This window comes from Erwinia sp. JH02 (genome assembly GCF_013074405.1).
Classification (GTDB): Bacteria; Pseudomonadota; Gammaproteobacteria; order Enterobacterales; family Enterobacteriaceae; genus Erwinia; species Erwinia rhapontici.
The window spans coordinates 890,047-911,181 of the sequence record NZ_JABANZ010000002.1 but is presented as its reverse complement, the minus strand read 5'-3'; the positions used below and the strand labels follow the sequence as shown (position 1 = coordinate 911,181).

Here is a 21,135-nt window from a genome sequence, read left to right as displayed (position 1 = left end):
ATAAAAAGCGCCCTGTCAGGACTATACTCCTGGAAATGGACAATTATCTGACCCCGGGCAAGCAATCGGTGTGTGTGGTGTGTTATTTTTCACCGCGTCAGCTGTCAGATATGCACATTTTCCTGGTCATTTACATTTTGGTTGCGGTTCAGTGTTAATGACGTCTTCTTCACCCGCAACACAAATGGGCACAAGGATGCGACTAACCACCAAACTTTCTGCGATTATCACCCTGCTTTGCTCACTGGCCATGTTACTGATGCTGGTGGGCTGCGTACTGAGCTTCTTTTATCTTAGTAACCAGCGGGCAGAACATCGGATCCAGCGGATGGCGGACGATGTTGATAGCGCGTTATTCACACAATCCCCCCAACAGATAGAAGCATGGCTACGTCAGGTCATGAATCCGTTACAAATCGAACGCGTTAAACTGAACAACGGTAATGCGCAACTGTTTCAGGTCACCCTTCATCAGCCGTCCCTCCTGGAAGACGAACCTAATCGCTATCGCCAGATACAGCTTCCGCTGACGCAACATCCCGGCATGACACTGCATATTCAGTGGGTCGACTCCACCCGTACCTGGTTTGCTTCCTTAATAGGGGCTACCAGTTTGTCGCTAATTATCGGTGTGGTCGCGATCATGACTTTATTGCTATGGCAGGCCAGGCGCTGGCTCCAGCAGCAATTACAAGGAATGGAACGGCTGGAGGAGCGAGCTGAAGCCGTGATCAAAGGAGAACGCGCTACGGTCAAATCGGGTTCAGTACATGAGTGGCCGCCTAAAGCCAGCAGCGCAATTGACCTGTTGCTGGCCGATCTGAAAGAGGCAGGAGAGCAGCATAACCGCATTGATACGCTGATCCGCGCATTTGCGGCACAGGATGCCCGCACCGGCCTGAACAACCGCCTGTTCTTTGATAATCAGCTCACCACACTGTTGGAGGATCCGGAGTCCGTTGGAACGCATGGCATGGTGATGATGATCCGCTTGCCAGATTTCGACAGCCTGCGTGAGCGCTGGGGCCATGTGCAGGTGCAGGATTATCTGTTTGCGCTGGTCAATATGCTGTCGACTTTTGTGCTGCGCTATCCCGGTGCGCTGCTGGCTCGCTATTTTCGCAGTGACTTCGCCGTATTGCTCCCACATCGCAGCGTAAAGGATGCCGACGGTATTGCTTCTCAGTTGATTAAAGCGGTCGATACTCTGCCATCAACGCGAATGTTGGATCGTGATGACATGATTCATATTGGTATCAGCGGCTGGCACAGCGGGCAGAGCACTCTTCAGGTGATGGAGAATGCCGAGCGGGCAACGCGTAACGCCACACTACAGGGCGGGAATAACTGGTCGGTGGGCGAGGGGGCACAGCAGGATTTCGCGCGCGGAAGCGTGAAATGGCGCACATTGCTGGAAAACACACTGAATCGTGGTGGTCCACGGCTTTATCAAAAACCGGCCGTTAACGCGAAGGGTGAAGTGCATCATCGCGAAATGATGCCACGCATTTTTGACGGTGAAAAAGAGCTGTTATCCGCAGAGTATCTGCCTGTGATTCAGCAACTGGGTCTGGCAGAACGCTACGATCGACAGATGGTGAAACGTATTGTGACGTTGATCGAACTGTGGCCAGAAGAAACTCTTGCCATTCCGCTCACCCTCGACTCATTATTGCAGCGCTCATTCCTGAACTGGCTGCGTGATAACCTGCTGCAATGTACTAAATCGCAAAGAAAACGTATTTTATTTGAACTTGCAGAAGCAGATGTGTGTCAACACATCAGCCGTTTAACGCCAGTGTTCCGATTGCTCTACGGTTTTGGCTGTGGTGTGGCAGTGAATCAGGCCGGTTTAACGGTAGTGAGCACCGCGTATATCAAGCAGTTCCAGGTCAGGCTGATCAAGCTTCATCCCGGCCTGGTGCGCAATATTGATCGGCGTACTGAAAATCAGCTGTTTGTACAAAGCCTGCTGGAGAGTAGCAAGCAAACTTCCACTCAGGTTTTTGCTGCCGGGGTACGTTCCCGGGAAGAGTGGCAAACGCTGTTGGAGCTGGGAGTCACCGGTGGGCAGGGCGACTTTTTCGCTGCCTCAGAGCCGGTTAATAGTAGCGTGAAAAAATATTCGCAAAGATATCGAGTTTAGTCTCACGTCTGGCAGGTTTTCACGTAGAATACCTGGGAGATTGTGGTTCGACGCGGCTTTCTCGCAGGCCGAGGCGAAACTGAAACTGTTAATTTTTATGTATGTTATGTCCGCTGACGTGTCCAAAAACCACAGCGAAAGGCCGTTATATCGGCTTCCGTTACGCACGATGTCGTAAGGTTGTGACTTCAGCGAGAGATAGCATGATTTTTCACCGAAGCAGAACGTTTTTGCGCCTTGTCGCTGCTTCGTGTGGTTGGTAAAGTAAGCGGATTTTATTTTCCGCCCCCAGCTTGCAGGATTATCCTTTAGTATGTTTAAAAAATTCCGTGGCATGTTTTCCAACGACTTGTCCATCGACCTGGGTACAGCCAATACCCTGATTTACGTGAAAGGGCAGGGCATTGTTCTTAATGAGCCTTCCGTCGTTGCTATCCGTCAGGATCGTGCCGGTTCCCCAAAGAGCGTAGCGGCAGTCGGTCATGACGCAAAACAGATGCTGGGTCGTACACCCGGTAATATCGCAGCTATTCGCCCAATGAAAGATGGCGTTATCGCCGACTTCTTTGTGACTGAGAAAATGTTGCAGCACTTCATCAAACAGGTTCACAGCAACAGCTTTATGCGCCCAAGTCCGCGCGTGCTGGTCTGTGTGCCCGTTGGTGCAACCCAGGTTGAACGTCGTGCCATCCGTGAGTCTGCTCAGGGTGCTGGTGCGCGTGAAGTCTTCCTGATTGAAGAACCCATGGCTGCTGCTATCGGTGCAGGCCTCCCTGTTTCCGAAGCGACCGGTTCTATGGTGGTGGATATCGGTGGCGGTACAACAGAAGTTGCGGTGATCTCGCTGAATGGCGTGGTTTACTCTTCTTCTGTCCGCATCGGTGGTGACCGTTTCGACGAAGCCATCATTAATTATGTGCGCCGTAATTACGGCTCTCTGATTGGTGAAGCCACCGCAGAGCGTATTAAGCATGAGATCGGTTCAGCCTACCCGGGTGACGAAGTGCTCGAGATTGAAGTCCGCGGCCGTAACCTGGCTGAAGGGGTTCCGCGTGGTTTCACCCTGAACTCCAACGAGATCCTGGAAGCGCTGCAGGAGCCGTTAACTGGTATCGTTAGCGCGGTTATGGTTGCACTGGAACAGTGTCCGCCAGAACTGGCATCTGACATCTCCGAACGTGGCATGGTACTGACTGGCGGTGGTGCGCTGTTGCGCAATCTGGATCGCCTGCTTATGGAAGAGACTGGAATTCCAGTGGTCGTTGCAGAAGATCCATTGACCTGCGTTGCACGCGGTGGTGGTAAAGCGTTGGAAATGATTGACATGCACGGCGGCGATTTGTTCAGCGAAGAATAATTTGCCTGAAGGAGTAGCGGGACGCTGCCCGCACTCCTTTTTCATGTTGTCGAGGAAAACGCCGAGTTTATGAAGCCGATGTTCAGCAGGGGGCCTTCCCTGCAGTTACGCTTATTTTTAGCGGTTATTGTGGCAATAGGCGTGATTGTTGCCGACAGTCGCATGGGAGCTTTCTCCCAAATCCGCACCTATATGGACACTGCCGTCAGTCCATTCTATTTCCTGGCCAATGGGCCTCGTCAGATTTTGGACAATGTTTCAGAAACATTGGCCTCCCGCCAGCAACTCGAGCTGGAAAATAAAGCCTTACACCGCGAACTGATGCTGAAGAACAGCGAACTGCTGATGCTGGGTCAGTTTAAGCAGGAAAATGCCCGTTTACGCGAACTGCTGGGTTCACCGCTGCGTCAGGACGAGCATAAAATGGTCACGCAGGTGATCTCCACCGGCACCGATCCCTATACCGATCAGGTGGTGATCGACAAAGGCAGCGTAAACGGTGTTTACGAAGGTCAGCCGGTGATCAGTGATAAAGGCGTGGTCGGCCAGGTGGTTGCTGTGGGTAAAATCACCAGCCGCGTGCTGCTGATTTGCGATGCCTCACACGCACTGCCGATTCAGGTTCTGCGCAATGACATCCGCGTGATTGCGGCGGGTAATGGCTGCACGGAAGATTTGCAGCTTGAACATCTGCCAGGTAATACCGATATCCGCGTGGGCGATGTGCTGGTGACGTCCGGCCTCGGTGGGCGCTTCCCTGAAGGTTACCCTGTTGGGGTGGTTTCTTCCGTGAAAGTGGATACCCAACGCGCTTATACGGTGATCCAGGCGCGTCCAACGGCGGGTCTCCAGCGTCTGCGTTATCTGCTGCTGCTGTGGGGCGCGGATCGCAATGGCTCGATGCCAATGGCACCGGACGAAGTCCATCGCGTGGCCAATGAACGCCTGATGCAGATGATGCCGCAGGTACTGCCGCAGGCGAGCGAAATGGTGGGGCCGCCTGCCCCTCCTGCCGCGGCACCCGCCAGCATCCCGGCAACGGCCCCTGCCGCTGCACCGGTTCGCCGTCCGCAGTCCGAACGCGGAGGCCAGCCTTGAGTAGTTACCGCAGCCACGGACGCTGGGTTATCTGGCTCTCTTTTCTGGTGGCGCTGGTGCTACAAATCATGCCCTGGCCCGAGGAGCTGTTTGTTTATCGCCCGTCATGGCTGTTGTTGATCCTGATCTACTGGGTGCTGGCGTTGCCGCACCGTGTCAACGTTGGCACCGGATTTGTGATGGGATCTATAATGGATCTTATCTCTGGTTCGACGCTCGGCGTACGCGCACTGGCATTCAGTATCGTTGCCTACCTGGTGGCCTTCAAATTCCAGTTATTCCGCAATCTGGCGCTTTGGCAGCAGGCACTGATGGTGATGGTGCTGTCACTGGCGATGGATGTCATCGTATTCTGGTCTGAGTTCCTGGTGATTAACGTTTCCTTCCGCCCAGAAATTTTCTGGAGTAGCGTCGTCGACGGTATCCTCTGGCCCTGGCTGTTCTTACTGATGAGAAAAATTCGCCGCCAGTTTGCCGTACAATAAAGGACAATTATGGTATCCCTGTATTTGGCTTCAGGCTCCCCACGCCGCCGCGAACTGCTGACTCAGCTAGGCCTGTCATTTGAACGCCTTTCTACTGACGTGGAAGAACGCCGTCATCCGGATGAAACCGCAGAGCAGTATGTGCGTCGTCTGGCGCGGGATAAAGCGCTGGCGGGGGTTGCCGTGGCTGCTCGCGATCTCCCGGTGCTGGGTGCTGATACTATTGTTGTGCTGAATAATCATGTGCTGGAGAAACCCGCGGATGCTGACGCTGCCGCCGCCATGCTGACGATGCTCTCCGGCCAGACTCATGAAGTCATGACCGCGGTAGCGTTGGCCGATCGCCAGCGGACCCTTGAATGTCTTGTTGTCACTGAGGTGACATTTCGCATGTTAACACCTGAAGATATTGCTGGTTATATTGCCAGCGGCGAGCCAATGGATAAGGCAGGCGCTTATGGAATTCAGGGACTGGGTGGCAACTTTGTCAGAAAAATTAACGGAAGTTATCACGCGGTAGTGGGGCTGCCTCTGGTGGAAACCGCCGAGCTTTTCAGCCATTTTCAATCGCTGCGTGATGTGAGAGGTCAAGATGACAGCTGAACTGCTGGTCAATATTACGCCGTCGGAAACCCGTGTTGCCTACATCGACGGTGGCATTCTGCAGGAAATTCATATCGAGCGCGAAGCGCGCCGTGGCATCGTTGGCAACATCTACAAAGGGCGTGTCAGCCGGGTGTTACCAGGAATGCAGGCGGCCTTTGTCGATATTGGGCTGGAAAAAGCGGCGTTTTTGCACGCTTCTGACATCATGCCGCACACCGAATGTGTTGCGGGTGACGAAAAGAAAAATTTCATTGTGCGTGATATCTCCGAACTGGTACGCCAGGGACAAGATCTGATGGTGCAGGTGGTGAAAGATCCGCTTGGGACCAAAGGTGCACGCCTGACGACCGATATTACCTTGCCGTCACGCTATCTGGTGTTTATGCCGGGTGCTTCGCACGTGGGGGTATCGCAACGTATCGAGAGCGAAGCAGAGCGCGACCGCCTGAAATCCGTCGTTGCCAGCTATTGTGATGAGCTGGGCGGATACATCATCCGCACTGCAGCAGAAGGCGTGGGCGAAGATGAGCTGGCATCTGATGCTGCGTTTCTTAAACGTCTGTGGACCAAGGTGATCGAACGTAAGAAACGCAATCAGACGCGCTGCCGCCTTTATGGTGAAGTCGCGCTATCGCAGCGTATCCTGCGTGACTTTGCCGGTGCAGCCCTTGACCGTATCCGCATCGATTCCCGTCTGACGTTCGAACATCTGGTGGAGTTCACCAGCGAATATATCCCGGAGATGACGGCAAAGCTGGAGCTGTATGTCGGCAAGCAGCCTATTTTCGATCTGTTCGATGTGGAAAACGAAATTCAGCGTTCTCTCGATCGTAAAGTTGAGCTCAAGTCAGGTGGCTATCTGATTATCGATCAGACGGAAGCCATGACCACAATTGATATCAATACCGGTGCTTTTGTTGGACACCGTAACCTTGAAGAAACCATCTTCAATACCAACATCGAGGCGACTCAGGCGATTGCGCGTCAGCTCAGGCTGCGTAATCTTGGTGGCATTATCATCATCGATTTTATTGATATGAATAATGACGATCACCGCAGACGAGTTCTGCATTCACTAGACCAGGCCCTAAGTAAAGATCGGGTGAAAACAGGCGTGAATGGTTTCTCACAGCTGGGGCTGGTGGAAATGACGCGTAAGCGCACGCGCGAAAGTATTGAGCATGTACTGTGCCAGGATTGTCCGGTGTGTAAAGGGCGTGGAACGCTGAAAACGGTGGAAACGGTCTGTTATGAAATCATGCGTGAGATTGTGCGTGTGCATCATGCTTATGATTCTGACCGTTTCCTGGTTTATGCCTCGCCATCGGTGGGTGAAGCGCTGAAAAGCGATGAGTCTCATGCTTTAGCGGAAGTAGAAATCTTTGTGGGCAAGCAGGTTAAAGTTCAAATAGAACCGCTCTATACTCAGGAGCAGTTTGACGTGGTGATGATGTAATATCCGCACGGTTCTCCCCGATTTTGCGCTAAAAATCGCAACGGTTGGGGGGAAACTGGACGTTACGGCTTGAACCGCCTTGTCGTATCTCCCTCGTGAGATACCAACAGATTTTAGTGACTGGCTATCCGTTTTCGCGGAAGACAAGGAGAGGTGTGTGAGGCAATTGCCGAAGGTTTTGCTATTCACTGGCGCAACATTGGTGGTGGTTACTGCGCTATTAGTGAGTGGCTTACGTCTGCTGATGCCGCATATGAACAGTTGGCGTGCGCCAATCCTTAACGCTGTGTCTGCTGCCGCGGGCGTCGAGATCAAGGCCAGCGCAATTGAAGGCAGCTGGGAGAACTTTGGTCCCCGCCTGGAAATCAAAGATATCCAGACCGGCTTCTCCGATGGCGGCGCACTGAAAATCCAGCGCGTCACGCTGGCGTTGGATGTCTGGCAATCATTGCTGCACCTGCGCTGGCAGTTTCGCGATCTGACTTTCTGGCAGCTCAACCTGCTCACCAATACCCCGCTGAATGGTGGCAATAATCGTCAGTCAGATTTTCAGACTGAGCGGTTAAACGATCTCTTCCTGCGCCAGTTTGACCACTTCGATCTGCGCGACAGTCACATCAGTTTTGTTACCCCATCCGGACAGCGTGCAACGCTGGCCATTCCGCAGCTGACCTGGCTTAATGAAAAAAATCGCCATCGTGCCGAGGGACTGGTCAGTCTTTCCAGTTTTACAGGGCAGCATGGTGTGGTGCAGTTGCGGCTGGATCTCAGCGACAGTAATGGTTACCTCAGTACCGGGCGTGTGTGGATGCAGGCCGATGACGTTGATATGAAACCCTGGCTGGGACAGTGGATGCGCGACAACACCAGTCTGGAAAGCGCGCGTTTCAGCCTCGCCGCCTGGATGAGTGTGGAAAATGGTGAAGTCCATGGTGGTGATGTCTGGTTGAAACAGGGGGGAGCTAACTGGCAGGGCGACAAACAGGCGCACCATCTCAGCGTAGACAATCTTACTGCACATATCAGTCGTTTTAACGGTGGCTGGAATGTGAATATCCCGCAAACGCGCTTTATTACGGATGGGCAGCCCTGGCCACACGGTCAGTTATCGCTGTTATGGCAGCCCGAAAATACGCAGCTACCCGGTCCTGATCATCATCAGGAACTGCGCGTGCGCGTCACCGATCTGGACCTTGAGCGTCTTGATCCACTCATTCCGCTTTTTGCCAAACTGTCTCCGCAACTGCTGGAAAATTGGCGTGCGCTGCAACCGCGCGGCCAGCTCAACGCGCTGGCGCTGGATATACCGCTTCAGCAGCCGGAACGGACTCGTTTCCAGGCCAAATGGCAGAATCTGAGCTGGCAGCAGTGGGAACTATTGCCAGGTATGGAGCATCTTAACGGGACGCTGGCAGGCGGCGTGGCTGACGGGCGGCTCACCTTCGATATTCAGAAGGCTACGCTCCCTTATGGTGATATGTTCCGCGCTCCGCTGGAGATTGCCCAGGCCAGTGGGTCACTCAACTGGGAATATGGAAAACAGGGGCTGACGCTGTCCGGCCAGCAGGTTGATGTTCAGGCGCGCTCACTGTGGGCGCGGGGTGACTTCCGCTATCAGCAACAGAACGAGCAGCCACCTCGTCTTGATATCCTCGCGGGTATTAACCTCACCAATGCGGGTGATGCCTGGCGCTATTTCCCTGAACCGCTGATGGGGAAATCGCTGGCAGACTATCTGAGCGGCGCGATCAAAGGCGGGCAGGTGAAAGATGCAACGCTGGTCTTTGCCGGTGACCCGCACCATTTCCCGTTCAGAAAGAATGACGGCATGTTTGAAGTGGCGGTACCGTTGCGTCAGGCGACCTACGAGTTTGAACCGGGCTGGCCGTTGCTGGAAAATCTGGATATTGACCTCGACTTCGCCAACAACGGTCTGTGGATGAAAGCGCCTGATATCAAACTGGGCGAGGTTAACGGCCATAACATCTCGGCGGTGATCCCCGATTATTTGCAAGAAAAGCTGATTATTGATGGTGAGATCAAGGGGGAAGGGCCTCAGATACGTGAGTACTTTAATCAGTCACCGTTAAAACCCTCGCTGGGAGCGGCGCTGGACGAACTGCAAATCGGCGGTGCTGTTAGTGGGCGCTTACATCTTGATATCCCGCTGGATGGCAAAGAGGTGCGTGCCACGGGTGACGTGAATCTTGCAGGCAACTCGCTCTTGATCAAACCGCTGGAGACGCGTTTCGACCAGCTGAGCGGTCACTTTACCTATGATAACGGCGACCTGAAAAGTGATGCGATGACCGCCCGCTGGTTTGGTCAGCCCATCGGCGTGAGCTTCAACACCCAGGACGGGGAAAAAGAGTATCAAATCGGTGTGGATCTGAACGGTGACTGGCAGCCAGGGGCGATAAGTCAGCTGCCTGAGGCGGTGAGTAAACAGCTGGGGGGACATCTGCCGTGGCAGGGCAATGTACTGGTGACCTTGCCGCACAAAGGTGGGGCCAGTTACCTGGTTAACCTTGACGGTGATCTTAAAAATGTGAGCAGTCGCTTACCTGCACCGCTTGATAAAACAGGCACCAGTGCGCTTCCTGTGAAAGTGTTGGCAAAAGGTAACCTCAATAGTCTTGATCTCAGTGGCTCAGTGGGTGACCGTCATCGATTTAACAGTCGCTGGCTGCTGGGTAAGCAGCTTAAAGTCGACCGTGGTATCTGGGAAAACGACACAAAACACCTGCCTGCGCTGCCGGAGAGCAGTGGAATGGTATTAAATCTGCCTGCGCTGGACGGTGAAGCCTGGCTTGGCTTGCTGGGAGCGGGTTCGGGTAGCGGTGGTAACGGCAAAACGGGAATCACGATGCTGCCAGGTGATATTCGCCTGCACACACCTGCACTCACTCTGGCGGGCCAGCAGTGGCAGGATCTTACCGCCACTCTCAGCCAAAGTATGGCGGGCGAGATGACGGTCAACGCTCAGGGCAAGGATATCATTGGTTCTCTGGTCACTAAGCAGAATGAACCCTGGGTGGCTAACCTCAAATACCTTTATTACAACCCGCAATGGGACAGCAAAGGCACCTCGTCATCTCCCTTGCCTGACGATGCGGCCCGGGTGAATTTCAGCGGCTGGCCTGCACTCCGCCTGAACTGCGATGAATGCTGGCTACGTGGACAGAAATTCGGCCATATGAAGGCCGACCTGACGCCATCCGGCGATACGCTGACGTTGGAGAATGGACTGATTGATAGTGGTAATACTCACCTGACCGTGAAGGGCGAGTGGGTGAACCAGCCAGGCCAGCAGCGCACGTCGTTAAAGGGCGTACTAAGCGGTAAAAAAATCAATGATGCCACTAACTGGTTTGGTGTCAGCTCACCGCTGCGTGATTCGCCGTTTAAGCTGGAATATGATCTGCACTGGCAGTCGGCACCGTGGCAACCGTCGGAGCAGACGTTAAGCGGTGTGCTGAAGTCGCATCTGGGCGCGGGGCAGATCGCCGATGTTTCAACCGGCCGTGCCGGGCAACTGCTGCGTCTGGTCAGCATCGACTCGCTGTTGCGTAAATTACGCCTCGATTTTAGCGACACTTTCAGCCAGGGCTTCTATTTCGACTCCATCAACGGCACGGCCTGGATTGAAAACGGCGTGATGCACACCGATAACCTGCTGGTGGATGGGCTGGAAGCCGACATTGCCATGAAAGGAAAGATGGATCTGGTCAAACGCCAGATTGATATGGAAGCCGTTGTTGCTCCGGAAATTTCTACGACCGTGGGTGTCGCGACCGCCTTTGCAGTGAACCCGGTGATTGGTGCGGCGGTATTTGCCGCCAGTAAAGTGCTGGGGCCGCTGTGGAGCAAGATTTCCGTGCTTCGCTACCACATCAGTGGGCCGATAGATAAACCGCAAATTGATGAAGTGCTGCGTAAACCACGTGAGATCAGTGAGAAGTGAGTTTGACGTGGCCCTCATATTGCCTCACCCTTCATATATGATACGGGGTATCACCATCGTACCTCGTCACAATTGACAATTGAAAGCCAGCAGCCACTGGCTCATCCACACAGAGCGAGAATTCATGAGTCTGAATCTGGTAAGTGAGCAGTTACTAACTGCTAACAACATTCGTCAAAGCGACCTTTTTTCTATTCTCAGCCAGCTTTCAGAGCGCAAGCTGGATTATGCGGACCTCTATTTTCAGTCCAGCTACCATGAGTCCTGGGTGTTGGAAGACCGCATCATTAAAGACGGCTCTTACAATATCGATCAGGGCGTTGGTGTGCGCGCGGTTAGCGGAGAGAAAACCGGCTTCGCCTATGCTGACCAGATTACGCTAAATGCGCTGAATCAAAGTGCCACAGCGGCACGCAGCATTGTACGCGAGCAGGGCAACGGCCAGTCACGCACGCTGGGGGCGGTGATGAACCGTGCGCTGTATCCGGCACTCGATCCGCTGCAAAGCCTGACCCGCGAAGAGAAAATTGCTCTGCTGCACCGCGTTGACAGCGCTGCACGCGCAGCCGACAAACGCGTACAGGAAGTATCTGCCAGCCTGAGCGGTGTCTATGAACTGGTGCTGGTCGCGGCAACCGATGGCACGCTGGCGGCCGATGTGCGTCCACTGGTACGTCTCTCGGTGAGCGTCCAGGTGGAAGATAACGGCAAGCGCGAGCGCGGTGCCAGCGGCGGCGGCGGGCGCTTCGGCTACGAGTTTTTCCTGGCAAATGAAAACGGGGAAGTGCGTGCCGAAGCCTGGGCACGTGAAGCCGTGCGCATGGCGCTGGTGAATCTGAATGCGGTCGCGGCACCGGCAGGCACCATTCCTGTAGTGCTGGGTGCTGGCTGGCCGGGCGTGCTGCTGCACGAGGCGGTGGGTCACGGTCTGGAAGGCGATTTCAACCGCCGTGGAACGTCGGTGTTCAGTGGCCAAATGGGGCAGTTGGTGGCCTCTGAGCTGTGTACCGTCGTGGATGATGGCACCATCGAAGGGTTGCGCGGCTCGCTGGCCGTTGATGATGAAGGCGTACCGGGGCAGTACAATGTATTGATTGAAAACGGTATTTTGAAAGGCTACATGCAGGATAAACTCAATGCGCGTCTGATGGGCGTGGCGCCTACCGGGAATGGTCGTCGTGAGTCTTATGCACATCTGCCGATGCCGCGTATGACCAATACCTATATGCTGGCAGGCAAGTCGACCCCGCAGGATATTATCGAAAGCGTGGAGTACGGTCTGTATGCGCCGAACTTCGGCGGTGGTCAGGTGGATATTACCTCGGGTAAATTTGTTTTCTCCACCTCTGAAGCTTATCTGATTGAAAACGGTAAGGTGACGAAGCCGGTGAAAGGCGCAACGCTGATCGGTTCCGGTATTGAAGCGATGCAACAGATTTCAATGGTGGGTAATGACCTGGCGCTGGATAAAGGCGTTGGCGTCTGCGGTAAAGAGGGCCAGAGCCTGCCTGTTGGCGTGGGTCAGCCTACGCTGAAGCTGGATAAACTCACCGTCGGTGGTACCGCCTGACGTTGACCCAGGGCGAGGCGTGCCTCGCCCCTACGGTTTCTGCTTTCTGCATAGTGTGCGTTATGTGCGAAACTCCTGATAAATCTCCGCCACCTTATCGAAATACGCGATCAGATAGTTAATGCACACCTGCACCTTTAGCGGCAATTTGTCTTTCTGGGTGTATACCGCATAGACCGGGCGCGGCACCGATTGATAATGCGCGAACAGGATTTCCACTTTCCCGGCATTAATCTCATCAATAATCCACATCAGCGGCACATAGGCGATACCGGTGCCGGATTTCAGCCAGCGGATCAGTGTCTGTGAGTCATTGGTGGCAAAGCGGCCCTGAGGCGAGAGACGAATCGATGTGCCTTCCGGTGAGGTCAGCTCAAAGTCGTTATCCACGCGTACGCTGTATTCGAGCCACGAAAAGTTGCTGATGTCTGACGGTTTTTCCGGCGTCCCATTCTGCGCGAGATAGCTTTTCGCGGCACATACCACCATCGGCATGGAACCCAGCCGCGTTGAAAACAGACTGGAATCCTGCAATGCACCAACACGGATCACCAGGTCCAGCCCGTCCGCGATAAGATCCGGTGCCGGAATTCCCGTCACCAGGTTAACGGTCAGTCCCGGATACTCCTTCAGCATCTCTTCGGTCATCGGGGCCAGTAAATTCTGCGACATGGTAGAAGAACTGCCGATGCGCAGTGTGCCAACCGGCGTATTATTAAATGCCCACAGTTGTTCATGCACCTGCTGCGCCTCCGACATCATGCGACGGCAGCCCTGAAAGTAGATCTTACCGGCCTCGGTCAGCCCCAGGCTGCGCGTACTACGATTAAGCAGCTTCACCTGGAGTTCATTTTCCAGCCTGGCGACAATCTGGCTAACGGCCGATACACTTAACTGCATCTGTTGTGCTGCTGCGGTAAATGAACCCAGTTCAACGACTTTGGCGAAAACGGTCATGCCCTTCAGTCTTTCCATTATTAACCCTGGCTTAAAAGTGATTTAGATCACATTTGGTAGATAACTTATAGTCAGGCGCGTTACTATAGTCATGTCAGGTTATCGACCTGTCGCCCCGCGTGTGACAAATGCTGCCCCTGAATAGACTATTATTCAATTGGCTTTGGTGCTGATTAGCGTCTGACTGTCTCCCTGTCAGCTGATCACCTTTTGCATACATATCTCTCAGTAAACCCTGAGAGGAGCGGGTTGTGGCAGCGAATTACCTGGTACAGTATCAACAAGGATAAATGATGAGTGTACTTCCGGTTGTCGTGGTGTTCGGGATGTCATTCCCACCCATTTTTTTTGAAATAATTGTGTCGCTGATCGTGTTCTGGCTGGTCCGCCGTCTGATCACGCCGACCGGGATCTATGATCTGGTCTGGCATCCGGCACTGTTTAATACTGCATTGTACTGCTGCCTGTTCTATCTGGTATCCCGATTGTTCGTCTGAGGTCATAGTGAAAGCTCTAACAAGAAAAATTGCCCGTTTCGCCATTACCCTGCTGCTGGTGATCATCGCGATTGTCCTGATTTTCCGCGTCTGGGTGTTTTATACCGAATCCCCGTGGACGCGTGACGCCAAATTCACCGCTGATGTTGTGGCGATTGCGCCTGATGTCAGCGGCCTGATCACCGACGTTCGCGTCCGTGATAACCAGCTGGTGCAGAAAGACCAGGTGTTGTTCACCATCGACCAGCCGCGTTACCAGAAAGCGCTGGAAGAGGCGGAAGCGGATGTTGCCTACTACCAGGCGGTGCTGAGTGAAAAGCGCCGTGAAGCTGCGCGTCGTAATCAGCTAGGCATCTCGGCCATGTCGCGTGAAGCGATTGACCAGGCCAACAGTGATTATCAAACCACGGAACACCAGCTGGCGAAAGCCGTCGCCACCCGGGACCTGTCGAAGCTGGACCTGGAACGTACCACGGTAAAAGCACCCGCAGCGGGCTGGATCACCAACCTGAATGTTTACACGGGTGAGTTTATTACCCGCGGTTCAACGTCGGTGGCGCTGGTGAAGCAGAACTCCTTCTATGTGCTGGCCTACCTGGAAGAGACCAAACTGGATGGCATCCGTCCGGGTTATCGTGTCGAAATTACACCGCTGGGCAGCAACCATGTCCTGCATGGCTCGGTCGACAGTGTGGCCGCTGGTGTAACCAACAGCAGCAGTACGGTTGATGGTAAAGGGATGGCGACGATTGACTCCAACCTTGAGTGGGTACGTCTGGCACAGCGTGTGCCGGTGCGAATTCACCTTGACCAGCAGCCGGGTAACCTCTATCCGTCGGGTACCACGGCGACCGTAGTGGTCACAGGCGCGCAAGACCGTCAGGATAAAGATATGTCACCGCTGATGAAGCTGATGCATCGCCTGCGCGAGTTTGGTTGAGGCGGGGCGAATGATGCAGTGGTATCGTCTGCGCTTTCCCATCAAACTGACTTTTGCCATTTTACTGGCGCTGTTTGTCGGCTTTGAATTTAACCTGGAAACTCCGCGCTGGGCGGTGATGACGGCAGCTATCGTTGCCGGGGGCACCGCTTTTGCCGCCGGGGGCGACCCCTTCTCCGGTGCGTTGCGCCATCGCGGCATGTTGCGCATTATCGGCACCTTTATTGGCTGCATTGCTGCCGTGGTGATCATGGTGGCCACCATTCGTGCGCCCGTAGTGATGTTGTTGCTGTGCTGCATCTGGGCGGGTGTCTGCGTGTGGGTTTCTTCACTGATGAAGGTGGAAAACTCTTATGCACTGGGCCTGGCGGGCTACACCGCGCTGATTATCGTGGTCAGCGTGGATGCTAACGGCTCGCTGCTGCTGGCCCCGCAGTTTGCCGTTGAGCGCTGTAGTGAAATCATTATCGGTATTGTCTGCGCTATTCTGGCTGACATGCTGTTCTCACCGCGTTCGATTAAACAGGATATTGATCGGGAAATTGATGCTCTTCTGGTTGAGCAGTACCGGTTGATGCAGCTCTGCGTGTCACATGCGGACAAAGATGAGGTTGATAAATGCTGGGCGGGGCTGGTACGCCGCACCACCGCGCTGAACGGTATGCGCACCCATCTGATGATGGAGTCAGGGCGCTGGCAGAAAGTGGATCGCCGTCTGCGCGTATTGAATACCCTGTCGCTGACGTTGATTACCCAGGCCTGTGAAACCTTCCTTATCCAGAACACCCGGCAAGAATATGTTCCTTCCCAGTTTCATCTGTTCTTCGAAAAGCCGGTTAATAATATTGCGGATATCCATAAGCGGATGAAAGTGATGCGCAGGGTGATTACCGCCAGCGGCAGTAAAAATACGCCGACGACCATTCGCACCTGGGTGGGGGCGGCAAGTCGCTATCTGCTGCTGCTGAAAGGGATCCACACCAATAGCCGTATCAGCCGCATAGAAGAAGATCTCCTGAATGCGGAACCCGTAGTCAAAATGCGTTCGGCTGAAAACCGTCATGCGTTGGTTAACGGCTTACGTACGTTTGTCGCGATTGCCGTTGGTTCACTCTTCTGGCTGTGGACCGGTTGGACCTCCGGCAGCGGTGCGATGGTGATGCTGGCAGTGATTACCTCACTGGCGATGCGCACGCCCAACCCGCTCATGGTCGCCAAAGACTTTCTCTACGGCATGATTGTCGCTATTCCTCTGGGGTCACTGTATTACATGGTGGTGATGCCAAATACCCAGCAAAGTATGCTGCTGTTATGCATCGCTCTGGGTATCATCGCGTTTATCTGCGGCATTCTGATCCAGCGGCGGCAGATCGGTACGCTGGGGGCGCTGGTGGGGACCATTAATATCCTGACACTGGATAATCCGATGAAGTTTGAAGTCAGCTTGTTTCTCGACAGTGCGCTCGGCCAGGCGATCGGCTGCTTTGTTGCCTTGCTGGTGATCCTGCTGATACGCGATACCTCGAAAGCACGCGTCGGACGGACGCTACTTAATCGCCTGATGTATGCCGCCGTCTCCGCGCTGACGACTAACCCGGCACGGCGTAAAGAGAACCACTTGCCTGCGCTCTATCAGCAACTCTTTATGCTGCTGAATATCTTCCCCGGTGACATCGACAAATACCGGCTGGCGCTGACGCTGATCATTGGTCATCAACGTATGCGTGATGCCGATGTGCCCGTGAATGCCGATCTCTCTGCGTTCCACAAGCAGATGCGCCATACCGCTGACCGGGTTATCTCCTCCAGCAGTGAAATCAAAAAACGCCATTACTTTGAACGCTTGCTCGCAGAGTTTGAGATCTATCAGCAAAAGCTGGAACAGTATGACGCCCCGATCGGTGTGACCGAGCCGGTTGCACGACTGGCTGCGATGCTGAAAAAATATCAGAATACCCTGATCGAGATTTGATCACCTCGCTGACAGCATCCGCTGTCAGCGCTTTTCCTTGCCTGATTCCTTTCTCTGATGCCACTCCGTCATAAAACGACCGTCATTTGCCATCTATACTTATTGCCAGGCAAATGAAAACCGTATCAGGAGACAACGATGGCCCTCTCAACGCTTAAGGATAACGAACTGTTTCAGACTGGCTTTCTGGTCAATGGCCGCTGGCAGCAGGCGACGAGCACCTTTGACGTGCTCAACCCCGCGACCGGGGAAGTGATTGCTCAGGTGGCAAAAGCGTGCAAAACAGAAACTGAGCAGGCCATTGCGGCAGCGGCAGCGGCTTTCCCGGGCTGGCGTGCCCAGACCGCCAAACAACGCGCTGAAATTCTGCAACGCTGGTATCAGCTTATCCTTGAAAACAAAGCCTGGCTGGGGCGTCTGATGACCGCCGAACAGGGTAAACCATTAAAAGAGGCAGAGGGCGAGGTGGAGTATGCTGCCAGCTTCATTCAGTGGTTTGCTGAACAGGCGAAGCGTGCGAATGGTGAAATCATTCCTCCGGCAAAGCCGGGCAGCCGCATTCTTGCCACGCGTGAACCTGTTGGGGTGGTTGCCGCCATTACACCGTGGAATTTCCCCATGGCCATGCTGACTCGCAAACTGGGTCCGGCGCTGGCTGCTGGCTGTACCGGCGTGATCAAACCCGCTAATAACACGCCGCTTTCTGCCTTCGCCTTGCTGGCGCTGGCGAAAAAAGCGGGCGTGCCCGATGGCGTTCTGAATGCAGTCGCCGGCGATACGCAGGCGATCAGTGATGCCATTATGGCGAGCAATCAGGTGCGGAAAATCTCCTTTACCGGTTCCACACAAGTTGGCAAGTTGCTGATGCGCAATGCGGCCGAGACGCTGAAAAAGGTTTCAATGGAGCTGGGGGGCAACGCACCCTATATCGTCTTTGACGATGCGGATATTGATGCGGCGGTGAAAGGGGCGATTGCTAATAAATTCCGTAATGCCGGGCAGGTCTGCGTCAGCGTGAATCGCTTCTTTATCCATAACCGTGTTTACGATCGCTTCGTTAGTCAACTGGCGGAGGAAGTGAAAAAGCTGAAGGTGGGTAACGGAATGGAAGAGGGCGTGGTGATCGGGCCGCTAATAGACGCCTCCGCGCTTAAAAAAGTCGAAGAACATGTCAACGATGCCGTGGCACAAGGCGGCAGGCTGGTGACCGGTGGTGCGCGTCATGCGCTGGGGGGGAATTTCTGGCAACCCACCGTGATTGCGGAAGCGAATGAAACCATGAAACTGGCCCATGAAGAGACCTTCGGTCCGGTGGCCGCGTGCTTCCGTTTTGATACGGAAGAAGAGGTCGTCCGCCGGGCGAATGATACCGAGTTTGGTCTGGCCGCCTACTTCTATACACAAAATCTGCAGCGGGTATTCCGCGTCTCTGCCGCGCTGGAAAGTGGCATGGTGGGAGTGAATGAGTGTGCGGTCTCTACTGAGTTGGCGCCGTTCGGTGGCGTCAAAGCCTCCGGTCTGGGGCGGGAAGGTTCGGTTCTGGGGCTTGAGGAGTTTATGGAAGTCAAAGCCCTGCATATTGGTGGGCTGTAGCCCTACGCCCGGTTGTGTGTCCTGCGGAGCAGCCAGCATGAGAAAAGAGAGTTTCGATTTTAATGTGATTGTCGACCAGGCGCATTTCTACCGCCAGTTCAGTGAACGGTTTGCATTAACGGCGAGTGTGATAAGCGATTTGGATAGCCTGTGGGATGCCATCATTCAGCCGCAGGTGCCGCTACCGCTGGAGATTGAGTTTATCCATCTGGGAAGTGGTCAGAAACGACGATATGGCGCACTGATTTTGCTCTTTGATGAAGCGGAAGAGGAACTTGAGGGCCAGCTCCGCTTTAACGTCAGGTAAAAAGGGCAAAAAAAGGGCCCCGGCGAACGGGGCCAAAAAGGTCGTCTGGCCTGCCCATCATGGGCAGTGCATTGACGAGGAATTACTTATAGAGCTCGGCGGTGGCGTGCCAGCTGTCCTGATTACGTGCTTCAATAATGCGATAAGCACTGGCACCTTCACGATCGGCTTTTTGTGACAGCTGCTGACGAATATCCGACGGTGTACCCGCCACGCCACTCAACGTAATTGTCCCCGCAGATTGCAGATTTTCAGCCTGTTGGCTGTTGACCAGCTGTGCAGCAGATGCGCCAAAGCTGACGACAGAAAACAGACCCAATGCAGCGATGGTTGTTTTAATTTTCATGATTAATCTCCTCATTGTGACCAACAACCTGCGGATTCAACATCATGACCGCAGTCATGTCACGGATGGGTGCAGCAGCACCCGATACGGTGTTATTTATACAGTTCAGCGGTGGCGTGATAGTTACCGTCGTTACGTGCTTCGATGACACGGTAAGAGGTTGCGCCCTGCTGGTCCGCTTTCTCTGACAGCGCATGACGGATATCCATTGGCGTTCCGTCGATACCGCTGACGCTTACGGTGCCGACAGATTGCAGGTTCTGGCTGGCGACCTGCTCATTGGTCACCAGATTCGCGGCGCTGGCGCCGAATGACAGAACAGAAGCAAGACTCAATGCAGCGATGGTAAAAGTGGTTTTCATGATGATGACTCCAGAATTAGGGTTTCGCGGTAACCGAAAGGGCTTAAAAGCGTTTTTTATACTTGGGGTTACCGTATTTCATTAATTAATTAACTAATAAATAGACGTCCAGGTGACTGACTGAATTATTTGTACAATTCCGCTGTCGCGTGCCAGTTACCGTTCTCATAGTCTTCGATAACGCGGTAAGCGCTGGCGCCTTTCTCAGTTGCTTTATTATTCAGAGCCTGATGGATATCCATCGGCGATCCGGCGACACCGCTGACGCTAATGACGCCGATAGATTGCAGATTCTTAGCCTGATCGGCGTTAACAGATTCAGCGGCAAAAGAACCAAATGACAGCGCAGATAACACGCTCAATGCAGCAATAGTAGTTTTAATGTTCATGATATTTTCCTCGTCAACTGTTTTTATCTTTTTACGTACTGTGATTTGCATCACGAAAACAAGTATAGATCTAATAACGTAAAAAATTAATAGCACGCTAATAATTTTTTGTTGGGATTCTTCTGGCGTTATAGCATTTTTAATAACCAGCCGTTATAAAAAACGCTTATATTTTACCCGCCCCCTGTTAAATACGTGTAAAAACATCGCACTGCGTGACATTAGCGATTTGTGCGCTTATTAGGGGTTGATCACATTGCTGAAAGAATTTTTGGCAGTGGTAGCCGCAAGGAGCCGGGTGAGAAGGGAGTGGGATATTCTGCTGTTGGTTGTTTTATCAGGGAAATAAAAAAGGGCCGATCAGTATCAGCCCTAAGTAAAATGCATGGCCAGCGGGTGTTGCCGCCAGGTTAACGCCAGTGGTGCCTTATAACTCTTGCTCGAAGAGTACCAGCACCGCATCGTAGAGTTGCTTCACCGAGAAGGCGCGTGCAGGCGTAATAAAGATGGTGTCATCTCCGGCGATGGTTCCAAGAATACCTTCTGCTTTACCCAGTGAATCCAGCAGGCGTGCAATCAACTGTGCGGCACCCGGGCTGGTGTGAATCACAACCAGTGCATCGTTAAAGTCGATATCCAGTACCAGGTTTTTTAGCGGACTGGTGGTGGTCGGCACACCCAGTTCTGCTGGCAGGCAGTAAACCATCTCCATTTTTGCATTGCGTGTGCGCACTGCGCCGAACTTCGTCAGCATACGAGACACTTTCGACTGATTGATATTCTCGAAGCCTTCTTCTTGCAGTGCGCTGACAATCTCGCCCTGCGAGCTGAATTTTTCTTCCTTGAGTAAGGCTTTGAATGCCTTGATCAGGTCTTCTTGTTTTGATGGGTTACGCATAGGTTACCGATAAAAGGGGGTTATCAAGGGATACCCTCAGCGGGATATTACATTAATATGCAATAAAATGAATGTTTATGCAAATGAGAAATCGGGCGCGGAGCCATTTAAGGCCGTCTCCGCAACAGTTTACCAAATTTTATCGGCGAAAAAAAACGTGCTGACGCCGTGCTGAAATGCGCACTTTGTGAA

At 53.6% G+C, this 21,135-nt stretch carries 18 protein-coding genes; 13 read left to right on the top strand and 5 right to left on the bottom strand.

Going from position 1 to position 21,135, the window contains the following annotated elements; translation table 11 throughout:
- Positions 1-196 precede the first annotated feature (196 nt).
- The 8 genes from csrD to tldD all read left to right on the top strand — a co-directional run bounded on the left by csrD (position 197) and on the right by tldD (position 12,682).
- Positions 197-2,146: an RNase E specificity factor CsrD gene (gene csrD, locus HHI26_RS08905; RefSeq protein ID WP_133844167.1), complete on the top strand. Its 1,950-nt coding sequence runs from the start codon at positions 197-199 to the stop codon at positions 2,144-2,146.
- A gap of 313 nt (positions 2,147-2,459) precedes the next feature.
- Positions 2,460-3,503, top strand: a complete 1,044-nt coding sequence (gene mreB / locus HHI26_RS08900) for a rod shape-determining protein MreB (protein ID WP_126485560.1) — start codon at positions 2,460-2,462, stop codon at positions 3,501-3,503.
- 69 nt (positions 3,504-3,572) lie between these two features.
- Positions 3,573-4,601 carry a rod shape-determining protein MreC gene (gene mreC, locus HHI26_RS08895; protein ID WP_133844165.1) on the top strand — a complete coding sequence of 343 codons (1,029 nt, stop codon included), beginning with the start codon at positions 3,573-3,575 and terminating at the stop codon, positions 4,599-4,601.
- Positions 4,598-5,086 (top strand): rod shape-determining protein MreD, encoded by a 489-nt coding sequence (mreD, locus tag HHI26_RS08890; RefSeq protein WP_133844163.1) that lies wholly within the window; start codon positions 4,598-4,600, stop codon positions 5,084-5,086. Before mreC ends, mreD begins: the two co-directional genes overlap by 4 nt.
- A gap of 9 nt (positions 5,087-5,095) precedes the next feature.
- A complete protein-coding gene (locus HHI26_RS08885) occupies positions 5,096-5,689 on the top strand; it encodes a Maf family protein (protein ID WP_171148922.1) in 594 nt (197 codons plus the stop codon).
- Positions 5,679-7,148: a ribonuclease G gene (gene rng, locus HHI26_RS08880; RefSeq protein ID WP_133844159.1), complete on the top strand. Its 1,470-nt coding sequence runs from the start codon at positions 5,679-5,681 to the stop codon at positions 7,146-7,148. Before HHI26_RS08885 ends, rng begins: the two co-directional genes overlap by 11 nt.
- Positions 7,149-7,305: 157 nt before the next feature.
- The gene (gene yhdP, locus HHI26_RS08875; protein WP_171148921.1) at positions 7,306-11,112 is read left to right on the top strand and encodes an AsmA2 domain-containing protein YhdP; all 3,807 of its coding nucleotides are present in this window, start codon (positions 7,306-7,308) and stop codon (positions 11,110-11,112) included.
- 124 nt (positions 11,113-11,236) lie between these two features.
- Positions 11,237-12,682 carry a metalloprotease TldD gene (gene tldD / locus HHI26_RS08870; RefSeq protein WP_133844155.1) on the top strand — a complete coding sequence of 482 codons (1,446 nt, stop codon included), beginning with the start codon at positions 11,237-11,239 and terminating at the stop codon, positions 12,680-12,682.
- Positions 12,683-12,742: 60 nt separating this feature from the next.
- Here tldD and aaeR read toward each other — a convergent pair whose 3' ends face one another.
- Positions 12,743-13,657, bottom strand: a complete 915-nt coding sequence (aaeR, locus tag HHI26_RS08865; RefSeq protein WP_133844153.1) for an HTH-type transcriptional activator AaeR — start codon at positions 13,655-13,657, stop codon at positions 12,743-12,745.
- A gap of 275 nt (positions 13,658-13,932) precedes the next feature.
- On the opposite strand from aaeR, the gene aaeX reads away from it, so the two are divergent.
- From aaeX to HHI26_RS08840, 5 genes are all read left to right on the top strand, one after another.
- Positions 13,933-14,136 carry a p-hydroxybenzoic acid efflux pump operon protein AaeX gene (gene aaeX, locus HHI26_RS08860; protein ID WP_133844248.1) on the top strand — a complete coding sequence of 68 codons (204 nt, stop codon included), beginning with the start codon at positions 13,933-13,935 and terminating at the stop codon, positions 14,134-14,136.
- 7 nt (positions 14,137-14,143) lie between these two features.
- Positions 14,144-15,076, top strand: coding sequence for a p-hydroxybenzoic acid efflux pump subunit AaeA (aaeA, locus tag HHI26_RS08855; protein WP_133844151.1), 933 nt, complete (start codon positions 14,144-14,146; stop codon positions 15,074-15,076).
- 10 nt (positions 15,077-15,086) lie between these two features.
- Positions 15,087-17,048: a p-hydroxybenzoic acid efflux pump subunit AaeB gene (gene aaeB, locus HHI26_RS08850; RefSeq protein ID WP_133844149.1), complete on the top strand. Its 1,962-nt coding sequence runs from the start codon at positions 15,087-15,089 to the stop codon at positions 17,046-17,048.
- 138 nt (positions 17,049-17,186) lie between these two features.
- On the top strand, positions 17,187-18,641 hold the full coding sequence (locus HHI26_RS08845; RefSeq protein ID WP_171148920.1) for an NAD-dependent succinate-semialdehyde dehydrogenase: 1,455 nt from the start codon (positions 17,187-17,189) through the stop codon (positions 18,639-18,641).
- A gap of 37 nt (positions 18,642-18,678) precedes the next feature.
- The gene (locus tag HHI26_RS08840) at positions 18,679-18,948 is read left to right on the top strand and encodes a hypothetical protein (RefSeq protein ID WP_133844145.1); all 270 of its coding nucleotides are present in this window, start codon (positions 18,679-18,681) and stop codon (positions 18,946-18,948) included.
- A gap of 82 nt (positions 18,949-19,030) precedes the next feature.
- On the opposite strand, the gene yhcN (HHI26_RS08835) is transcribed toward HHI26_RS08840, so the two are convergent.
- The 4 genes from yhcN (HHI26_RS08835) to argR form a co-directional block, all read right to left on the bottom strand.
- Positions 19,031-19,294 (bottom strand): peroxide/acid stress response protein YhcN, encoded by a 264-nt coding sequence (yhcN, locus tag HHI26_RS08835; protein ID WP_133844143.1) that lies wholly within the window; start codon positions 19,292-19,294, stop codon positions 19,031-19,033.
- A gap of 92 nt (positions 19,295-19,386) precedes the next feature.
- Positions 19,387-19,656, bottom strand: coding sequence for a peroxide/acid stress response protein YhcN (gene yhcN / locus HHI26_RS08830; RefSeq protein WP_133844141.1), 270 nt, complete (start codon positions 19,654-19,656; stop codon positions 19,387-19,389).
- A gap of 125 nt (positions 19,657-19,781) precedes the next feature.
- A complete protein-coding gene (yhcN, locus tag HHI26_RS08825; protein ID WP_171148919.1) occupies positions 19,782-20,045 on the bottom strand; it encodes a peroxide/acid stress response protein YhcN in 264 nt (87 codons plus the stop codon).
- A 427-nt stretch (positions 20,046-20,472) separates the two neighbouring features.
- Entirely contained in the window at positions 20,473-20,943 is a 471-nt protein-coding gene (gene argR, locus HHI26_RS08820) for a transcriptional regulator ArgR (RefSeq protein WP_133844137.1), read from the bottom strand.
- Positions 20,944-21,135 lie beyond the last annotated feature (192 nt).